General features: G+C 60.8%; 11 protein-coding genes and 1 pseudogene. 5 read left to right on the top strand and 7 right to left on the bottom strand.

Features of this window, described 5'->3' with window-relative positions; all coding sequences use genetic code 11:
* Positions 1-197: pseudogene (locus ACRXB1_RS13755) on the bottom strand (bifunctional diaminohydroxyphosphoribosylaminopyrimidine deaminase/5-amino-6-(5-phosphoribosylamino)uracil reductase RibD); the annotation flags it as partial.
* 35 nt (positions 198-232) lie between these two features.
* Positions 233-1,516 (bottom strand): glutamate-1-semialdehyde 2,1-aminomutase, encoded by a 1,284-nt coding sequence (hemL, locus tag ACRXB1_RS13750; protein ID WP_449492299.1) that lies wholly within the window; start codon positions 1,514-1,516, stop codon positions 233-235.
* A gap of 289 nt (positions 1,517-1,805) precedes the next feature.
* Between hemL and ACRXB1_RS13745 the strand changes: the two genes are divergently transcribed.
* Positions 1,806-3,029, top strand: coding sequence for a Bcr/CflA family multidrug efflux MFS transporter (locus tag ACRXB1_RS13745; protein WP_075359595.1), 1,224 nt, complete (start codon positions 1,806-1,808; stop codon positions 3,027-3,029).
* 393 nt (positions 3,030-3,422) lie between these two features.
* On the opposite strand, the gene ACRXB1_RS13740 is transcribed toward ACRXB1_RS13745, so the two are convergent.
* The 5 genes from ACRXB1_RS13740 to ACRXB1_RS13720 form a co-directional block, all read right to left on the bottom strand.
* Complete coding sequence (locus ACRXB1_RS13740) at positions 3,423-5,543, bottom strand: prolyl oligopeptidase family serine peptidase (RefSeq protein WP_449492298.1); 2,121 nt, start codon at positions 5,541-5,543, stop codon at positions 3,423-3,425.
* A 268-nt stretch (positions 5,544-5,811) separates the two neighbouring features.
* Positions 5,812-6,930 carry an ABC transporter ATP-binding protein gene (locus ACRXB1_RS13735; protein ID WP_056352109.1) on the bottom strand — a complete coding sequence of 373 codons (1,119 nt, stop codon included), beginning with the start codon at positions 6,928-6,930 and terminating at the stop codon, positions 5,812-5,814.
* Between the two features lie 110 nt (positions 6,931-7,040).
* On the bottom strand, positions 7,041-7,898 hold the full coding sequence (locus tag ACRXB1_RS13730) for a carbohydrate ABC transporter permease (RefSeq protein WP_075359593.1): 858 nt from the start codon (positions 7,896-7,898) through the stop codon (positions 7,041-7,043).
* Positions 7,888-8,811: a carbohydrate ABC transporter permease gene (locus tag ACRXB1_RS13725; RefSeq protein ID WP_305954644.1), complete on the bottom strand. Its 924-nt coding sequence runs from the start codon at positions 8,809-8,811 to the stop codon at positions 7,888-7,890. The genes ACRXB1_RS13730 and ACRXB1_RS13725 overlap by 11 nt, the downstream gene beginning before the upstream one ends.
* Positions 8,812-8,962: 151 nt before the next feature.
* Positions 8,963-10,216 (bottom strand): ABC transporter substrate-binding protein, encoded by a 1,254-nt coding sequence (locus ACRXB1_RS13720; protein ID WP_061998902.1) that lies wholly within the window; start codon positions 10,214-10,216, stop codon positions 8,963-8,965.
* A 533-nt stretch (positions 10,217-10,749) separates the two neighbouring features.
* Here ACRXB1_RS13720 and zwf point away from each other — a divergent pair.
* The 4 genes from zwf to ACRXB1_RS13700 all read left to right on the top strand — a co-directional run bounded on the left by zwf (position 10,750) and on the right by ACRXB1_RS13700 (position 15,405).
* Positions 10,750-12,210 carry a glucose-6-phosphate dehydrogenase gene (gene zwf, locus ACRXB1_RS13715; RefSeq protein WP_061998904.1) on the top strand — a complete coding sequence of 487 codons (1,461 nt, stop codon included), beginning with the start codon at positions 10,750-10,752 and terminating at the stop codon, positions 12,208-12,210.
* Positions 12,211-12,352: 142 nt separating this feature from the next.
* A complete protein-coding gene (gene pgl / locus ACRXB1_RS13710; RefSeq protein ID WP_449492297.1) occupies positions 12,353-13,084 on the top strand; it encodes a 6-phosphogluconolactonase in 732 nt (243 codons plus the stop codon).
* A complete protein-coding gene (locus tag ACRXB1_RS13705; RefSeq protein WP_174364001.1) occupies positions 13,062-14,990 on the top strand; it encodes a bifunctional transcriptional regulator/glucokinase in 1,929 nt (642 codons plus the stop codon). The genes pgl and ACRXB1_RS13705 overlap by 23 nt, the downstream gene beginning before the upstream one ends.
* A 148-nt stretch (positions 14,991-15,138) precedes the next feature.
* Positions 15,139-15,405, top strand: a complete 267-nt coding sequence (locus ACRXB1_RS13700) for a helix-turn-helix transcriptional regulator (RefSeq protein ID WP_449492296.1) — start codon at positions 15,139-15,141, stop codon at positions 15,403-15,405.
* The last annotated feature ends 650 nt before the right edge of the window (positions 15,406-16,055 follow it).

Here is a 16,055-nt window from a genome sequence, read left to right as displayed (position 1 = left end):
TCGCGCGCGCGTGCGTCCTTGAGCGCGCGGATCTCGGCGTGGTCCTGCCCGGCAGGCTGCGTGAAACCTTCGCCGATGACATCGCCGTCCTTGACCAGCACGCAGCCGACGCGCGGATTGGGCGTCGTAGTGTACATCCCGCGCGCGGCGAGCGCCAGCGCGCGCTCCATGTGCGAGAAATCGGTCTGCGAGAACATTGCGGCGGCCTCTTTTTTTCTGACGTGAGCGTTGATCAGGCAGCGAGACGGCTGAAAGCGCCCCGGGCGGCATCGAGCGTGGCGTTGATCACGGCGTCATCGTGGACGATGGAAACGAAGCCCGCTTCATACGCCGATGGCGCGAAGTACACGCCTGCATCGAGCATTTCGTGGAAGAAAGCGTTGAAGCGCTTCGTGTCGCTTTTCGTGACTTCGGCGAAGCTCGCCGGAATGCTATCGGCGAAATAAAGACCAAACATGCCGCCGATGGCATCGGCCGAGAACGCTACGCCGGTTTCCCTGGCGATCGCGGCGAGGCCATCCGTGAGATGACGCGTTTGCCTGGTCAGCGTCTCGTAGAAACCCGGCGCCTGGATCAGTTGCAGCGTTTTCAAACCGGCCGCGACCGCGATCGGGTTCCCCGACAAGGTGCCCGCCTGGTACACGCCGCCAAGCGGCGCGAGATGCGCCATGATGTCCCGGCGGCCGCCGAACGCAGCCGCGGGCATGCCGCCGCCGATCACCTTGCCGAGGCACGTCAGGTCCGGCTTGATGCCATAGACCTCTTGCGCGCCGCCGAGCGCGACGCGAAAGCCGCACATGACTTCATCGAAGATCAGCACCGCGCCGTGTTCGTCGCAACGCGCGCGCAACGCCTGGAGAAACGCCGGCGAGCCCTTCACGAGGTTCATGTTGCCGGCCACCGGCTCCACGATCACCGATGCAATCTCCCCGCCGAACGCGGCAAACGCCTCGTTGAGCTGCTCGACGTTGTTGTACTCGAGCACGGTGGTGTGCTTGGCGATATCCGCCGGAACGCCCGCCGATGTGGGGTTGCCGAACGTCAGCAGCCCTGACCCCGCCTTCACCAGCAGGCTGTCCGCGTGGCCGTGATAACACCCTTCGAACTTGATGATCCGGTCACGTTTGGTGAAACCGCGCGCAAGACGTAGCGCGCTCATGGTCGCCTCGGTGCCGCTCGAGACCATGCGAACCTGTTCTATCGATGGAACCAGCTTGCAGATCTCTTCCGCGATTTCGATCTCGGATTCAGTCGGTGCGCCGAACGAGAAGCCGTTCGCCAGCACGCGCTGGACGGCCTCGAGCACTTCAGGGTGGACGTGGCCGAGGATCATCGGCCCCCATGAACCGATGTAATCGATGTACTGCTTGCCGTCGGCGTCCCAGAAATGCGGACCCGACGCGCGTTCGATGAATCGTGGCGTACCGCCGACCGAGCGAAACGCGCGCACCGGCGAGTTCACGCCGCCGGGAATGGTTTTCTGGGCGCGTTCGAAGAGAGCTTCATTTCTGGACATGACTGGACCTGCGCTGGATGACGGGTTCTGCTTGAGAGGGCTGCGGCCGCGGGGATTGCGAAGCTTCGATCCGGCGCCGGACGATGGTCGGGCGCGCTGGCGCGGCTGCACGAAATCAAGTTGAAATTGTACCGGAGTCGCCTGGATCGGGCCGCAAGGGGCGGGCGCGTTGCGCTCGTGGCGGGGGAGGGCCAAACCGGGCGCGTACAATGCTCCCACTGTTAAGGCTTCGTTTAAGTCGTTTCGACGTCCGCCGAAGATCTTGTCCCTACGTTCCTTTTTGTCTCTCATGCCCGAAATCATCAAGCGCCGTTCCGATCGCCGGCTGATTCTTCTGCTCGGCGCGCTGGCGGCATGCGGTCCGCTGTCCATCGATATGTATCTGCCAAGCCTGCCGTCTCTTGCCGATGCGTTCGGCACGACAGCCGCCGCCGCGCAGATCACGTTGACCAGTTTCATGCTCGGATTCTCGCTCGGCATGCTCGTGTACGGACCGCTGTCGGACGCTTATGGGCGCCGGCCCGTGCTGCTCGGCGGCATCATCTTGTATGCGATCGCGAGCGTGGGATGCGCGCTGTCGTTTTCCATCGATTCGCTGGTTCTGATGCGCTTTTTGCAGGCGCTCGGCGCGGGGTCGGCTTCGGTGCTGGCGCGGGCGATTGCACGCGATGCCCACGCGCCATCGGACGCGGCGCGCGTGTTGTCCATGCTGGCGATCGTGACGTCCATCGGGCCGTTGCTTGCGCCGTTGATCGGCGGGCAGTTGCTGCTGCTCGGCGGGTGGCGCGCGGTGTTCGTCACGTTGTCGTTGTTTGGACTGGTGTGCGCGGTGACCACTTACCTGCGTGTTCCGGAGACATGGCCGCGGGAGAAACGGGCTTCTTCGGCGGTTGGGCGCTCGTTTGCCGCCTATGGGCATTTGCTCAGCGATCCCGTCACGTGGGGCCACATGTTATGCGGCGGGATGGCGTTCGCGTCGATGTTCGCCTATATCACCGCAACGCCGTTTGTTTATATCGACTACTTTCATGTGAAGCCGCAGCATTATGGGTTCTTCTTCGGCATGAATATCATCGGGATCATCGGATGGAATGTGGTGAATACGCGGCTTGTCGGCGCGCTCGGGTCTTTGAAGCTGATTTCAATCGCTTCGTTTGTTAGTGTCGTTGCCGCGCTTGCTACCGCGTTTGTTTGTATCACCGGGATCGGTGGGTTGTGGTCGATTGTCGGGTGCCTGTTTTTTGTTGTGGGCGTCGTGGGGCTGCTTTCGGCGAATTGCACGACCGATCTCATGCATCGGTATCCGCATAATGCCGGCGCAGCGGCCGCTGTGTTTGGCGCCGTGCAGTTGGCGTTGGGGGCGCTCGCAAGTCTCGCTATCGGGATGCTGCACGATGGCACGCCAAAAGGCATGGGGATCGTTATCGCCGTGACCGGAGTGCTGACTTTTGCCGGGCGGACGCTGGTCTTACGGTGGCATGGGACGCCGGTTAAGGCTCGGACCGTTGGGTGAATCCGGGCTTTGGTCGTAGTGGTCGGGGCTGGTGCCGGGTTGCTGCTTTTTAAGCTACCGCGCGTTCTGTTCTAGCCGTTCTTTTTCGCACTATTAGCCACTGTCCGTGGCGGGACTTCATTTCTTTTTCCAAACGGCGAAAAAGAAACGAAGCAAAGAAAACGCCTCTCAACCGCTAATTCTTAAGTGTCCCGAGCGTGCACGTACAACTGTTTGGTACTTCAGAAGAACGCTCGACGCCGCAATCAAGAACACTTGAAACCCTCCCCCTCCGTCAACAGATACCCACACGCTTCGCCACCAGTGTGGGAATCCATTAACCAGGAAACCCACACGCTTCGCCACCAGTATGGGAATCCATTGACCAAGAAACCCACACTGCGCCTTTGTTTTTTAACGTTGGGCCGTCATCGTTTTCAGAAACGTGAACGCCGTTGCCTCCCCCCTCGCAATGCTTTCCGCTTCCACGCCCGCGCCGTGGCCTCCATCGCGGTTCTCCAGGTACCACACGCGGTCGTGGCCCTGTGCCTGCATCCTCGCCGCCATCTTGCGCGCGTGGCCCGGATGCACACGGTCATCCGTCGCCGATGACGTGAACAACGCCGGCGGATACGTTACGTCGGCCTTCACGTTCTGGTACGGCGAGTAGGTCATCAGGAAGCGCAAGTCGCCAGCGTCGTCGGGGTCGCCGTATTCGTCCATCCACGATGCCCCCTGCAACAACACATGGAACCTCGCCATGTCGAGCAGCGGCACCTCCGATAACACTGCGCCAAACAACTCGGGCCGCTGCACGAGCATCACACCCGTCAGCAAGCCGCCATTGCTGCCGCCACGCACCGCAAGTTGTTTCGATGTCGTCACGCCCGATGCCACCAGCGCTTCTGCAACAGCAATGAAGTCATCGAAGGCGACTTGGCGCTTTTCCCGCTGCGCCGCCTGGTGCCAGCCCGGGCCGAACTCGCCGCCACCACGAATGTTCGCAATGGCATACAAGCCGCCACTTTCAAGCCATGCCATGCCGGTGGTCGCGTCGTAATGCGGGTCGAGCGCGACTTCGAAACCGCCATAGCCATACAGCAGACACGGCGCCGATTGTTCGCCCTTGACGTTCGCTTCGCGGCCGACGAGCCAGTAGGGGATCTTGACGCCGTCGGGCGCCATGGCGTGGCGGCGTTCGGCGATCAGACCCGTGGCATCGAATTGGGACGGAAGGCGCGCGAGCAATTGCCACTCGCTTCCAGGCGCGGCGAGATCCGCGAAATACATCGACGGCGGACTCAGGAAATGTTCGATGTACACCAGCACGGTGTCGTCGCGCTCGCTGTCGATGGAATTCACATACGACTGGCTCGCGGCCGGCACCGCGAAGTCACGGCGGCCCCATGCGCCGTCGAGATCCGCAGGCGGTGCGTACAACTGGACTTGCGGCGAGCCGTCGTTCATCAGCGATACAAGCAGCCAGTGCTTCGTGAAGTCGATATTCGCAAGCACGTTGCGGCCGGATGGCGCGAACAGCACGGTGAAATCCCGCGCGCCGGCGAGAAACGCGTCGCGCCGGATCACGAGCAGGGAACCGCCGGCGTGCACCGCCGGGCCTGCATCGTACGCTTCGCGTGGTGTTGCGAATAGCCAGCCATTCCAGTGCTCGAGCTCGACGTGCAGCGGGACATCGTATTGTTGCCACTCGCCAGTGGTTTCATCGAGCCAGTATTGCAGCGTCTCGAAGAACGAGGTCGCACGCGACGCGAGGTGCAGGTTTTCGAGCGGGTCGTAATCCACGCCCGCCGATACATCACGCCGCTTGCCTTCGAAGACAATGGGCGCATCGGCGAGCTTCGTGCCGCGCTTCCATTTGCGCGCCTGGCGCGGGAAGCCCGACGTGGTCAGCGCCGGTTTCTTGCTATGCGCGCTGTCGTCCCAGCCGACATACACCGCGTCGCGATTGATCCACGATATGTCGTGCTTGCCGACATCGGGAAGCTCGAAGCCATCTTCCACGAAAGTGCGCGATTCGATATCGAACTCGCGCACGAGACATGCGTCCGAACCACCCGGGGACAAGCTCACCAGCGCGCGGTCCCAGGTGGGGTAGAGCATGTCGAAATCATGCAGCGCCCAGCGGGTGGCATCGTCGGGATTGTTGTTGAGGTCGAGTTTGTCGACATCGAGGACGATCTGCCACTCCGCCTTGCCCGCGAGCCATGCAGCCCACGGTGTGCGCCGCACGATGCCCAGCGGATTCTCCTCGTCCTGCCACGTGTTGTAGCCCCAGTCGCCATATCGCGAGCAGGACACGATGCGCTCTTGTGACGTGTATGCCTTCTTGAGGCGCGCGGTGAGCGCGTCCGTTTCCGGCGTCTTGCCGAATGCGGTCGTCGTACGCGCGTTCTGCGAATCAACCCATTGCTCGACGCGGGCGTTATCGAGCGACTCCAGTTCTATGAACGGATCGGCGCCGGCAGCAGCGGGCCATTCGAGTTCGGGGTGTTGGCTGAGGAAGGAGTTTGTCATATAGGAAAGCGCGCCTGCGTTGGATTGCCGGCGAGTGCGCCGACGTGATCAGGAATCAGAAGGCTGATTGTGCCTGATGACGTGTCGCGAAGAAGTCTCGGCGCGCGGTTGCGTCGGCTCAATGCGTCAGACCGGCGAGGTCCATGTGGATTCGGACTATTCCTATTTAAGTTTTGTAACAATCATTTGGGTTGTTGCAACCCGGCAATCGAAAAAAAAACCGCGCAGAATGTGTGGTCTGCGCGGCTTCATTGAACGCGAAGAAAGCTCAAGCCAACCGTTCTTCCGTCTTCGCGTCAAACAACACCGCTTTCGATACATCGAACAGCAGCGTCATGTTCGTCAGCGGCTGCGGATTTGCCGCCGGGTGCACGCGGCTCACCACGCGCTTGCCGTTCACCTGGGTGAACACGAGCGTATCCGGACCGGTCGGCTCGATCACATCGATCTTCACCTCAACCGGCTGCAGACGTGCGTCTTCCACATTGTGCGCGCTGCGGGCATCCGTAATGCGCTCCGGACGCAAACCAAGAATCACGTTCTGCCCGATCTTGCCACGCACGGCGGCGGCATCGAAGGGCAGGTTCAACACGGTACGCGACACGCCCGTATCCAGCTCGATACCCACGCCCGATCCGGCCTCGACCAGCTTGCCGTCGATAAAATTCATCGGCGGCGCGCCGATGAAACCTGCCACGAACAAATTCGATGGCGAATCGTAGATGTCCTGCGGCGCGCCGAATTGCTGCACGACGCCATCCTTCATCACCGCAATCCGGTCGCCGAGCGTCATGGCTTCGATCTGATCGTGCGTCACGTACACGATCGTCGTGCCCAGGCGCTGATGCAGCAGCTTGATTTCCGAACGCATTTCGATACGCAGTTTCGCGTCGAGATTCGACAACGGTTCATCGAACAGGAACATCACCGGGTCGCGCGCCAAAGCGCGGCCCATTGCCACGCGCTGGCGTTGGCCGCCCGACAACTGGCCGGGCTTCCGGTCGAGCAGATGCTGAATCTGCAGCGTATCCGACACGCGCTTCACAATGGCGGCCTGCTCGTCCTTCGGCACCTTGCGAATGTTCAGCCCGAACGAGATGTTCTCGCGGACCGTCATGGACGGGTACAGCGCGTACGACTGGAACACCATCGCGATGTCGCGATCTTTCGGCGAGAGGTTGTTCACCGTCTTGCCGTCGATCATGATGTCGCCCTTGGTGACCGTTTCCAGGCCGGCGATCATGTTGAGCAACGTGGACTTGCCGCAGCCCGAACCGCCAACGAGGATCAGGAACTGACCGTCCTCGATGTCGATGTTCACGCCCTTCAGAACGGGGACGCCGTTCGCATAAGTCTTGTATACGTCGCGGATTGAAAGGCTTGCCATGCTATGAATCCTTTAGTTTCTCTGCGCTGAGTGTGGTCGTCCGCGCATCTGTTGATCTTTTATCGCGGGCGCTTCCTTCGGTTCGAACCTGTGGAAGCGCCGCGCGGAAATCAGCCCTTTACCGCGCCCGCTGTCAGGCCGCGCACGAAGAACCGGCCGGCGACCATATAGACGAGGAGGGTGGGGAGAGCAGCGATGATCGCAGCAGCCATGTCGACGTTGTATTCCTTCACGCCCGTCGATGTATTCACGAGGTTGTTCAGCGCCACGGTAATCGGCATTGAATCCACGCCCGAAAACACGATGCCGAACAGGAAGTCATTCCAGATCTGCGTGAATTGCCAGATCAGGCAAACCATGAAGATCGGCAACGATACCGGCAGCAGGATCTTCGTGAAAATCGTGAAGAAACCCGCACCGTCGATACGCGCGGCCTTCACCAGTTCGGCCGGAATGCTCACGTAGAAATTGCGGAAGAACATGGTCGTGAACGCGATACCGTAGACCACGTGAACGAGTACGAGACCTGTCGTGGTATTGGCGAGTCCCAGCATGCCTTGCAGACGCGCCATCGGCAGAAGAATGGCCTGGAAGGGGATGAAGCAGCCCACCAGCAGCAGCGTGAACACGAGGTCCGCGCCGCGGAAACGCCAGTGCGTGAGCACGTAACCATTGAAGGCGCCGATGATCGACGAAAGCAGCACAGCCGGAATCACCATGCGCACGGAGTTCATGAAGAACGGTTCCATGCCGTCGCAGCGCACGCCGGTACACGATTGCGACCACGCCTTGACCCACGGTGCGAACGTGAACGATGTCGGCGGCGTGAGCAGGTTGCCCGTGCGCAACTGGTCGAGGTCCTTGAAGGACGTCGAGAGCATCACGTAGATCGGGAACAGGAAATACAGGGCAAACAGGACCAGCGCCGCATAGATGACGGCGCGGCTGATCGTCATCTTAGATTCCATTGCGGGTGCTCCTCGATTCCAGATACATGAGCGGCACGAGCACGGCGACGACGGTGGCGAGCATCATCATCGACGAAGCTGCGCCCAGGCCGAGCTGTCCGCGGTTGAACGAAAACGTGTACATGAACATGGCCGGCAGCGACGACGACGTGCCCGGACCACCCGCGGTCAATGCGACCACGAGGTCGAACGTCTTGATGGTGATGTGGCAGAGAATCAGCAGCACGGAAAAGAACACGGGACGCATGCTCGGGATCACGATCTTGCGATAGATGCGCGGCAACGACGCGCCATCCATTTGAGCCGCCTTGAAGATTTCCGCGTCCACGCCACGCAAACCGGCGAGGAACAGCGCCATCACGAAACCAGTCGATTGCCACACGGCCGCGATCACGACGCAGAAAATCGCCTTGTCGGGGTTGCCGAGCCAGTCGAACGAAAAGCTCGTCCAGCCCCAGTCGTGGAACACTTTCTCGAGTCCGAGGCTCGGGTTCAAAATCCATTGCCACGCCGTACCCGTCACGATGAACGACAGCGCCATCGGGTACAGGAAGATCGCTCGCAACGCGCCTTCATTGCGGATCTTCTGGTCGAGCAGGATGGCGAGGAACAGCCCGAGCCCGACGCAAATGGCGATGAACGGAATGCCGAACCAGCCGAGGTTTGCAGCGGAGGTCCACCAGACGTCGTTGGAGAACAGCTCGGTGTAGCGCTGGAAGCCTACGAAATCGTAGCGCGGCATCAATCGCGAGTTCGTCAGCGACAGATACCCGGTGATCAGAATGAAGCCGTACACAAACACGAGCGCGATCAGCACGCTGGGTGCGAGTACGAGCTTGGGAATGTAAGTATCGGCAAGCGCCGCCAGGGGCGACGTACGGCGGGGCGGGGTGCGCGATGTCTTGCTCGCGATACCGCTAGGGGAGGCAGCCACTTCTCGACTCCTGAAAATTTGCCGGCAAGAGTCTCAGGCCGGAACAGGGATACAGCGGTTTTTACGGTAATCGACTTGTGCTTTCGGGCGCGCTCCCGAGAGAGCGCGCCCGTGCGTCACACTAAAACGCTTACTTCGTCTTCGCTGCGTTCGCGAGAGCGGCAACTGCGCTCTTCGAATCTTGCGTCGAGTTCATGAACTTCGTGACGACGTCGGTGATGGCGCCGGCAGTTGCATCGCCTTGTGCCATTCCGTGCGCCAGCGACGGAACATAACCGCCCGACTTCAGGGCCGTTTGTTCATCGGCGTAGGACTTCTTCGCGCAGTCGTCGAACTTGGTCATCGGCACGCCCAGGCGAACCGGGATGGAACCCTTGTTCAGGCTGAACTGCTCCTGGAACTCAGGCGTCATGATGGTCTTCGCCAATGCCAGTTGACCCGGCGTTGCATCCTTCGCGCCCTTCTGCTGGAAGAACACGAACGAATCGACGTTGAACGTGTAAGCCTTCTCCGTACCCGGAACGGCTACGCAGACATAGTCCGTGCCCGACTTCTTGTTCGCGCCGGCGAACTCGCCCTTGGCCCAGTCGCCCATGAACTGCATGCCGGCCTTGCCGTTGATGACCATGGCAGTTGCAAGGTTCCAGTCACGGCCGGTGCGGCCGTTATCGAAGTACGATTGCACGTGACGAACCGTATCGAACACCTTGACCATCTGGTCGGACGTCAGCGTCTTCTGGTCCAGATCGACAATCGCCTTCTTGTAGAAGTCGGCGCCTTGCGACAACACGACGTCTTCCCACAACGTCAGGTCTTGCCACGGCTGGCCGCCTGCTGCCACCGGAACAATACCGTTCGCCTTCATCTTGTCGGCGAGGGCGAAGAATTCCGGCCACGTGGTCGGGGCCTTGCCGCCTGCCTTGTCCAGTGCGTCCTTGTTGATATACAGCCAGTTCACGCGGTGCACCGAGAACGGCGCGCCTACATAATGACCGCCTGCATGCATGACCTTGTCGATTTCCGGCGGCAGGTTCTTCTTCCAGTCGCCCGTCACCGAATCGATGTTTACCAGCACGCCCTGGTCAGCCCATTCCTGGATCAGCGGACCCTTGATCTGAGCCGCCGACGGCGCGTTGCCCGAGATCACCTGCGTCTTGAGTGCGGTCATGGCCGCGGCGCCCGCGCCACCGGCAACCGCGAAGTCCTTCCAGGTGTAGCCTTGCTTGGTCATGTCGTCCTTCAACACGCCAATAGCCTTCGACTCACCGCCGGACGTCCACCAGTGCAGTACGGAAAGGGCTTCTGCAGCCTGAACCGCCTGTGCCGTCACGCCGCACAACAGACCTGCAGCGCCGAGCGCGCCCATGAGCTTGCGAAATTTCATTGTTTATCTCCTCCGAACACCTGAACAAAAAACGATTGGCCCCTGATGCCGCCAGGAAGCGATGGCTGGAACTGAACAGACTTGAAGTGGCCGGAGTCGGCGGTGTCAGCGGGATAAGACCGGTTTGCCTCGTCGATGAACGGCGGGCGCGCCAGTCTGGCCGGCAGACCGAACCTCGGCCGCACGGCTCTCAAGAGATGAGTGTGTCGAATCGCAACTGTGTCTCCTCTTTTGATTTTTGCCCGTTCACACTGGCTGACCACTGTGACGTGCGACCGGGGTCCTGCATCCTGCGGCTTTAGCCTGTTCCATGACATTCCCTGACGGCGAACCGTTCGGCGAGAGCGTCCTTGGCTCAGGTCCATTACCATGCAACTAGACATGAATCTCCGGGAAAACACGCATGTTCTGATTGACTAAGTGTTTTTTTCCGAGATCACGTTACCCCTTGATTTGAATTGTAGTTAAACTACAATTCAGTGTCAAAAAAAATTTTATCGGACTACGGTCCTTCAGAACCCCTGCGGAGACACATGCAAAACGACTCGAATTTCACCTTCGTTCTTTTCGGCGGAACGGGCGATCTTTCGATGCGCAAGATCCTGCCGGCGCTTTTCGAAGCGCATCGTGGCGGAATGCTTGCATCGGGCGGAAAGATCGTCGCGGTGGCGCGCGCCTCCGAAGATCGCGATGCGTATCTCAACTGGGTCGACGAACACGTCAAGCCGCACGTCTCAAAGAACGGTGTGGACGACGCAGTGTGGAAGGGTTTTCTCGAGCGCATCGATTATGTGCGGCTCGACCTCGGCAAGCCGGAAGACTTCAAGCTGCTGCGCGACGCCGTGAACAAGCATGGCGGCACGCGCGTGTTCTACCTCGCGACTGGTCCGTCGCTGTTTGTGCCGATCTGCCGCGCGCTCGCCGACGTGGGCCTGAGCGAAAACGCGCGCATCGTGCTGGAAAAGCCGCTTGGCTATGACCTGAAGTCGTCGCAGGCCATCAACGACGCCGTCGGCGAAATCTTCGCGGAAGAACAGATCTACCGGATCGACCATTACCTCGGCAAAGAGCCGGTGCAGAACCTGCTTGCGCTGCGCTTCGGCAATGCGCTTTTCGAACCGTTGTGGCGGCGCGAATGGGTGGAAAGCATCCAGATCACGATTGCCGAAGAACTCGGCGTGGAAGCGCGCGGCGACTTCTACGACAACACCGGCGCCTTGCGCGACATGGTTCAGAACCACTTGCTGCAGTTGCTTTCCATCGTGACGATGGAGCCGCCGCATTCCATGGATTCCGACTCGGTCCGCGACGAAAAGCTGCGCGTGCTGCGCGCGCTCAAGCCTGTCGATCCGCGCGATATCAGCAAGGTCGCCGTGCGCGGCCAATATCATGCGGGCGTGATCAAGGGCACGTCGGTGCCGGCATACGCGACCGAGCACGGCGTGCGTCCTGACAGTCACACGGAAACGTTTGTCGCGTTGAAGGTGGAGATCGAGAACTGGCGTTGGGCCGGCGTGCCCTTCTTCCTGCGCACCGGGAAGCGGCTTGCCGACCGCACGGCTGAGATCGTCGTGAATTTCCGTCCCGTGCCGCACTCGGCGCTTGGCGCCAATGCATTGCGCGCAGGTACGAACCGCCTCGTGATTCGCCTTCAGCCGAACGAGACGATCCGCCTTTATTGCCTGGCCAAGCAGCCGGGCGAAGGCATGAATCTCGCGAGCGTCCATCTGGATCTCGCCTTCGACAAGTTCTTCAAGGAAGGGCAGATGGAGGCCTACCAGCGCCTTCTGCTCGATGTCATCAATGGCCGTCTCGCGCTCTTCGTGCGGCGCGACGAACAGGAAGCGGCGTGGCGTTATGTCGAGCCGATCCTCGATGAATGGGCTGCATCGTCGAAACCGCCGAAGCCTTATGCATCAGGCACGTGGGGACCGGCGGCCGCAAGCGCCATGCTGGCGCAACACGGCACGTGCTGGCTCGAAGAAGAGAATTAAGCCCGCTTGTTCCAGCGGGTCGGTGGGAACGTGTTCCAGGACGTTTGTGCTGTAGACATGTTGCAATTAAAGCCGAGACAAATCCCGCCGTGCGACTCTCGGCGGGCGAAATGAAACCAAAACAAGGCAGCATGGAGGAGCAGTGATCCAGCTTCATACTTTCGATGAACCAGGCGCCCAATCCGACGCCCTGGCAGAAGCGGTAGGCGACGCGCTTGCTGCAACGCTCGCGGCTCGCGGCGCAGCTTCGGCCGATGCCGCCGTATCGGGTGCATCGGGTAACCAGACCCAGCATGCAACACTCGCCGTCTCGGGCGGCACGAGCCCGAAGCCGTTCCTGAAAACGCTGTCGACGCACGCGCTCGACTGGGCGCATATCAATGTCACGCTCGTCGATGACCGCTGGGTGCCCGAAACGGACAGCGCCAGCAACGCGCGACTCGTGCGCGAGACGCTGCTGCAGAACGCGGCCAGCGGTGCTTATTTCCTGCCGCTCGTGGATGTCAACCGGCCGCTCGCCGCGCATATCGGCGACCTGAACGCTGATCCACAACGCCGCGTGCCCGATGTCGCCGTGCTCGGCATGGGCGAGGACGGTCACACCGCGTCGATTTTTGCCGATGCCCCCGAGTGGGATTTCGCGATCACCACGCCCGACCGGTTCATCTCCGTTCATCCGGGCAGCGCGCCACATGCGCGCGTGTCGCTTTCCATATCTGCGCTCAAGGGCGTACAGCAGCTGTTCCTCTTCATCAGTGGACAGAAAAAACTCGATGTACTGAACGCCGCGCTCGCCGCACCGCAAAAAAACGCCATCTCCACGTTGGCAAACGCTCAAGGAGTCAGGCTCGATGTCTACTGGTGTGCAAAGTAAGGCCGTAACGGTAGCGGCCCAAAGCCAGCACGCTGATGGACCCCGGCTTCTGGCTGACATCGGCGGCACCAACGCGCGCTTCGCGCTCGAAACGGCGCCGGGTGTCATCGGCGAGATCCGCGTGTATCCGGGCAACGATTACCCGGGCATTGCCGAAGCAATGCAGCAGTACCTGAAGGACACGAAAGTCAGCCGCGTGAACCATGCGGCCGTGGCGATCGCCAATCCGGTCGACGGCGATCATGTTTCGATGACCAACCACGACTGGAGCTTTTCCATTGAAGCCACGCGCCGCGCGCTGGGGTTCGATACCTTGCTCGTAGTCAACGATTTCACCGCCCTGGCCATGGCGCTTCCGGGTCTCACTGATGCCCAGCGCGTGCAGGTTGGCGGCGGGTCACGGCGCCAGAACAGCGTGATCGGGTTGCTTGGGCCCGGCACGGGCCTGGGCGTGTCCGGCCTGATTCCCGCCGATGACCGCTGGATCGCGCTTGGCAGCGAAGGCGGCCACGCGAGCTTTGCGTCATCGAACGAAACCGAGGATATCGTCCTGCGTTTTGCGCGCAGGAAATTCCCGCATGTCTCGTTCGAGCGCGTGTCGGCCGGTCCTGGCTTGTTGCTGATTTATCAGGCGCTGGCCGAGCGCGATGGCGTTTCCGTGCCGGACGATCTGGAATCGGCCAGCATCACGCAGCGCGCGCACGATGGCGAGCCGCTCGCGCTCGAAGCCGTCAATTGTTTCTGTGGGATCCTCGGCACGTTCGCCGGGAACATTGCGGTGACGCTGGGCGCGCTGGGCGGGATTTTTATCGGCGGCGGCGTGGTGCTGAAGCTGGGCGAACTCTTCACGAAGTCGCAGTTTCGCGAGCGCTTCGAGGCGAAAGGGCGTTTCCAGCAGTATTTGTCGAGCGTGCCGACGTTCATCATCACCGCGGAATATCCGGCGTTTCTGGGGGTATCAGCGATTCTCTCGGAGCAGCTGTCGAATCGTGCGAACGGCGGATCTTCGGCCGTGTTCGAACGCATTCGCCAGATGCGCGATGCGCTGACGCCCGCCGAGCGGCGCGTGGCCGATCTGGCGCTGAACCATCCTCGCTCGATCATCAATGACCCGATCATCGATATTGCGCGTAAAGCCGACGTCAGCCAGCCGACGGTGATCCGTTTTTGCAGGTCGCTTGGGTGCCAGGGGCTGTCGGATTTCAAGCTGAAGCTCGCGACCGGTCTGACGGGCACGATTCCGGTGAGTCACAGCCAGGTGCATCTTGGAGACACCGCCACGGATTTTGGCGCGAAGGTGCTCGACAACACCGTCTCGGCGATCCTGCAATTGCGCGAGCATTTGAATTTCGATCATGTGGAACGGGCCATCGACATTTTGAACGGTGCGCGCCGGATCGAGTTCTACGGGCTGGGCAATTCGAACATCGTGGCGCAGGATGCGCACTACAAGTTCTTCCGTTTCGGCATTCCTACGATTGCTTATGGCGACCTGTACATGCAGGCGGCGTCGGCGGCGTTGCTGGGCAAGGGCGATGTGATCGTGGCGGTATCCAAGTCGGGCCGCGCGCCGGAGTTGCTGCGTGTGCTTGAAATCGCGATGCAGCAGGGTGCGACCGTAATTGCGATCACGTCGAGCAATACGCCCTTGGCGAAGCGCGCGACGGTCGCATTGGAGACGGATCACATCGAGATACGCGAGTCGCAGATGTCGATGATTTCGCGCATCTTGCATCTTGTGATGATCGACATCCTGGCGGTGGGCGTAGCGATCCGCCGGGCGGTTCCAAACGCGAGCGCGGACGTGAGCGAAGCGATGACAAAGGTCCGTGAAGCGGGCGATGACGACACGGGCGCGGTGCTGGACTGGTTGAGCCATGGTGCGGCGGGAATTGCGCGGGATTAGAGCGAGGTAACAGCAGCAGAAACAGAATGCCGCCGGTGCGAGTTTGCATCGGCGGTGTTTTGCGTTTTGAGGCAAGAGAATATTTAGCGCGACTTGAACAATCCGGCGCGGTTTCGTAATTGATCGCTACCCACATTGGTGGCGAAGCATGCGGGTTGCTGTTCTTCTGAGGTACCTAAGTTGTCAGTGCACGCCTGCACCCTTTGCCGGGCCTGTGGCGGCGCTTGTATCGCTTGACGGCATGCCGCCGGATAGATTGCTGACCGTTGAGCAAGTCCTATCGTTCATCCCGGTTTCCGCTTCCACATGGAGACGCGGGGTTAAGAGCGGACGTTTCCCGGCTGGCGTGCATTTGTCGCCGAAGTCGGTCTTCTGGCGGGTCGATTCGATCCGCGCGTTGCTGCAAAGCCCTTGACGCAAACACCCGTTTAACGCACCGTCCGCGCGCCCGTCTCTTATTGAGATGCACGCGCGGAAAAGTGCGTTAGCGTTTGGGGGCGTTGCAACGAAAAAATAATCAGGATGACAACCGAATTAATGCGGTATGAAGGCCATCGGTTCATGCTCTATAAGCGATGGGATTACGCGCCGCACGGCAGAACCAAAGAGCAGCAGGAAGCACTTGACGCGGGACAAGCCTTATTCAAGGCCGCGAATTTCGAACATTGGGCGAGCCAGCCGGCGCTAGTCGAGCGTATCCAAACTTTCCTTATGCGTGCGGTACCGTCTTACCGTCCGAGTCCCTACGGCGACAGGCCCTGCGACGTGATAAACGCGCTGTGCCGGGAAGTGCGAAACGGGGCGGCGTTGATCGTGCGCGCGAAGCCTGCCTATATCGCGCATAGCGGTTTCGCCCCGGCGCTTACCGAGGATGAACGGTATCAACGCGAAATGGCGATATGGCCGAGCGCGGCGCGATCTTCGAGGCTCGCACGAAATGGTATCGGGAGGAGTTAGCGGAATATCACCAACTGGTCGAGGACGCCGAACGCGCAGCGCGCCCGCCGCAAGTCTTCCGGCACATCGAGACCATTGCAGAGGCGGCGGTGCGCAATCGGGCGGCGA

The sequence above is a fragment of the Caballeronia sp. M23-90 genome, assembly GCF_053574605.1.
This window is presented reverse-complemented; position numbering and strand designations above follow the sequence as displayed.

Excerpts from the sequence above, each read along its gene's own strand:
- hemL (WP_449492299.1), bottom strand. The coding sequence starts at position 1,516 with ATGTCCAGAAATGAAGCTCTCTTCGAACGCGCCCAGAAAACCATTCCC.
- ACRXB1_RS13745 (WP_075359595.1), top strand. The coding sequence starts at position 1,806 with ATGCCCGAAATCATCAAGCGCCGTTCCGATCGCCGGCTGATTCTTCTG.
- ACRXB1_RS13740 (WP_449492298.1), bottom strand. The coding sequence starts at position 5,543 with ATGACAAACTCCTTCCTCAGCCAACACCCCGAACTCGAATGGCCCGCT.
- ACRXB1_RS13735 (WP_056352109.1), bottom strand. The coding sequence starts at position 6,930 with ATGGCAAGCCTTTCAATCCGCGACGTATACAAGACTTATGCGAACGGC.
- ACRXB1_RS13730 (WP_075359593.1), bottom strand. The coding sequence starts at position 7,898 with ATGGAATCTAAGATGACGATCAGCCGCGCCGTCATCTATGCGGCGCTG.
- ACRXB1_RS13720 (WP_061998902.1), bottom strand. The coding sequence starts at position 10,216 with ATGAAATTTCGCAAGCTCATGGGCGCGCTCGGCGCTGCAGGTCTGTTG.
- zwf (WP_061998904.1), top strand. The coding sequence starts at position 10,750 with ATGCAAAACGACTCGAATTTCACCTTCGTTCTTTTCGGCGGAACGGGC.
- ACRXB1_RS13705 (WP_174364001.1), top strand. The coding sequence starts at position 13,062 with ATGTCTACTGGTGTGCAAAGTAAGGCCGTAACGGTAGCGGCCCAAAGC.
- ACRXB1_RS13700 (WP_449492296.1), top strand. The coding sequence starts at position 15,139 with ATGCGGGTTGCTGTTCTTCTGAGGTACCTAAGTTGTCAGTGCACGCCT.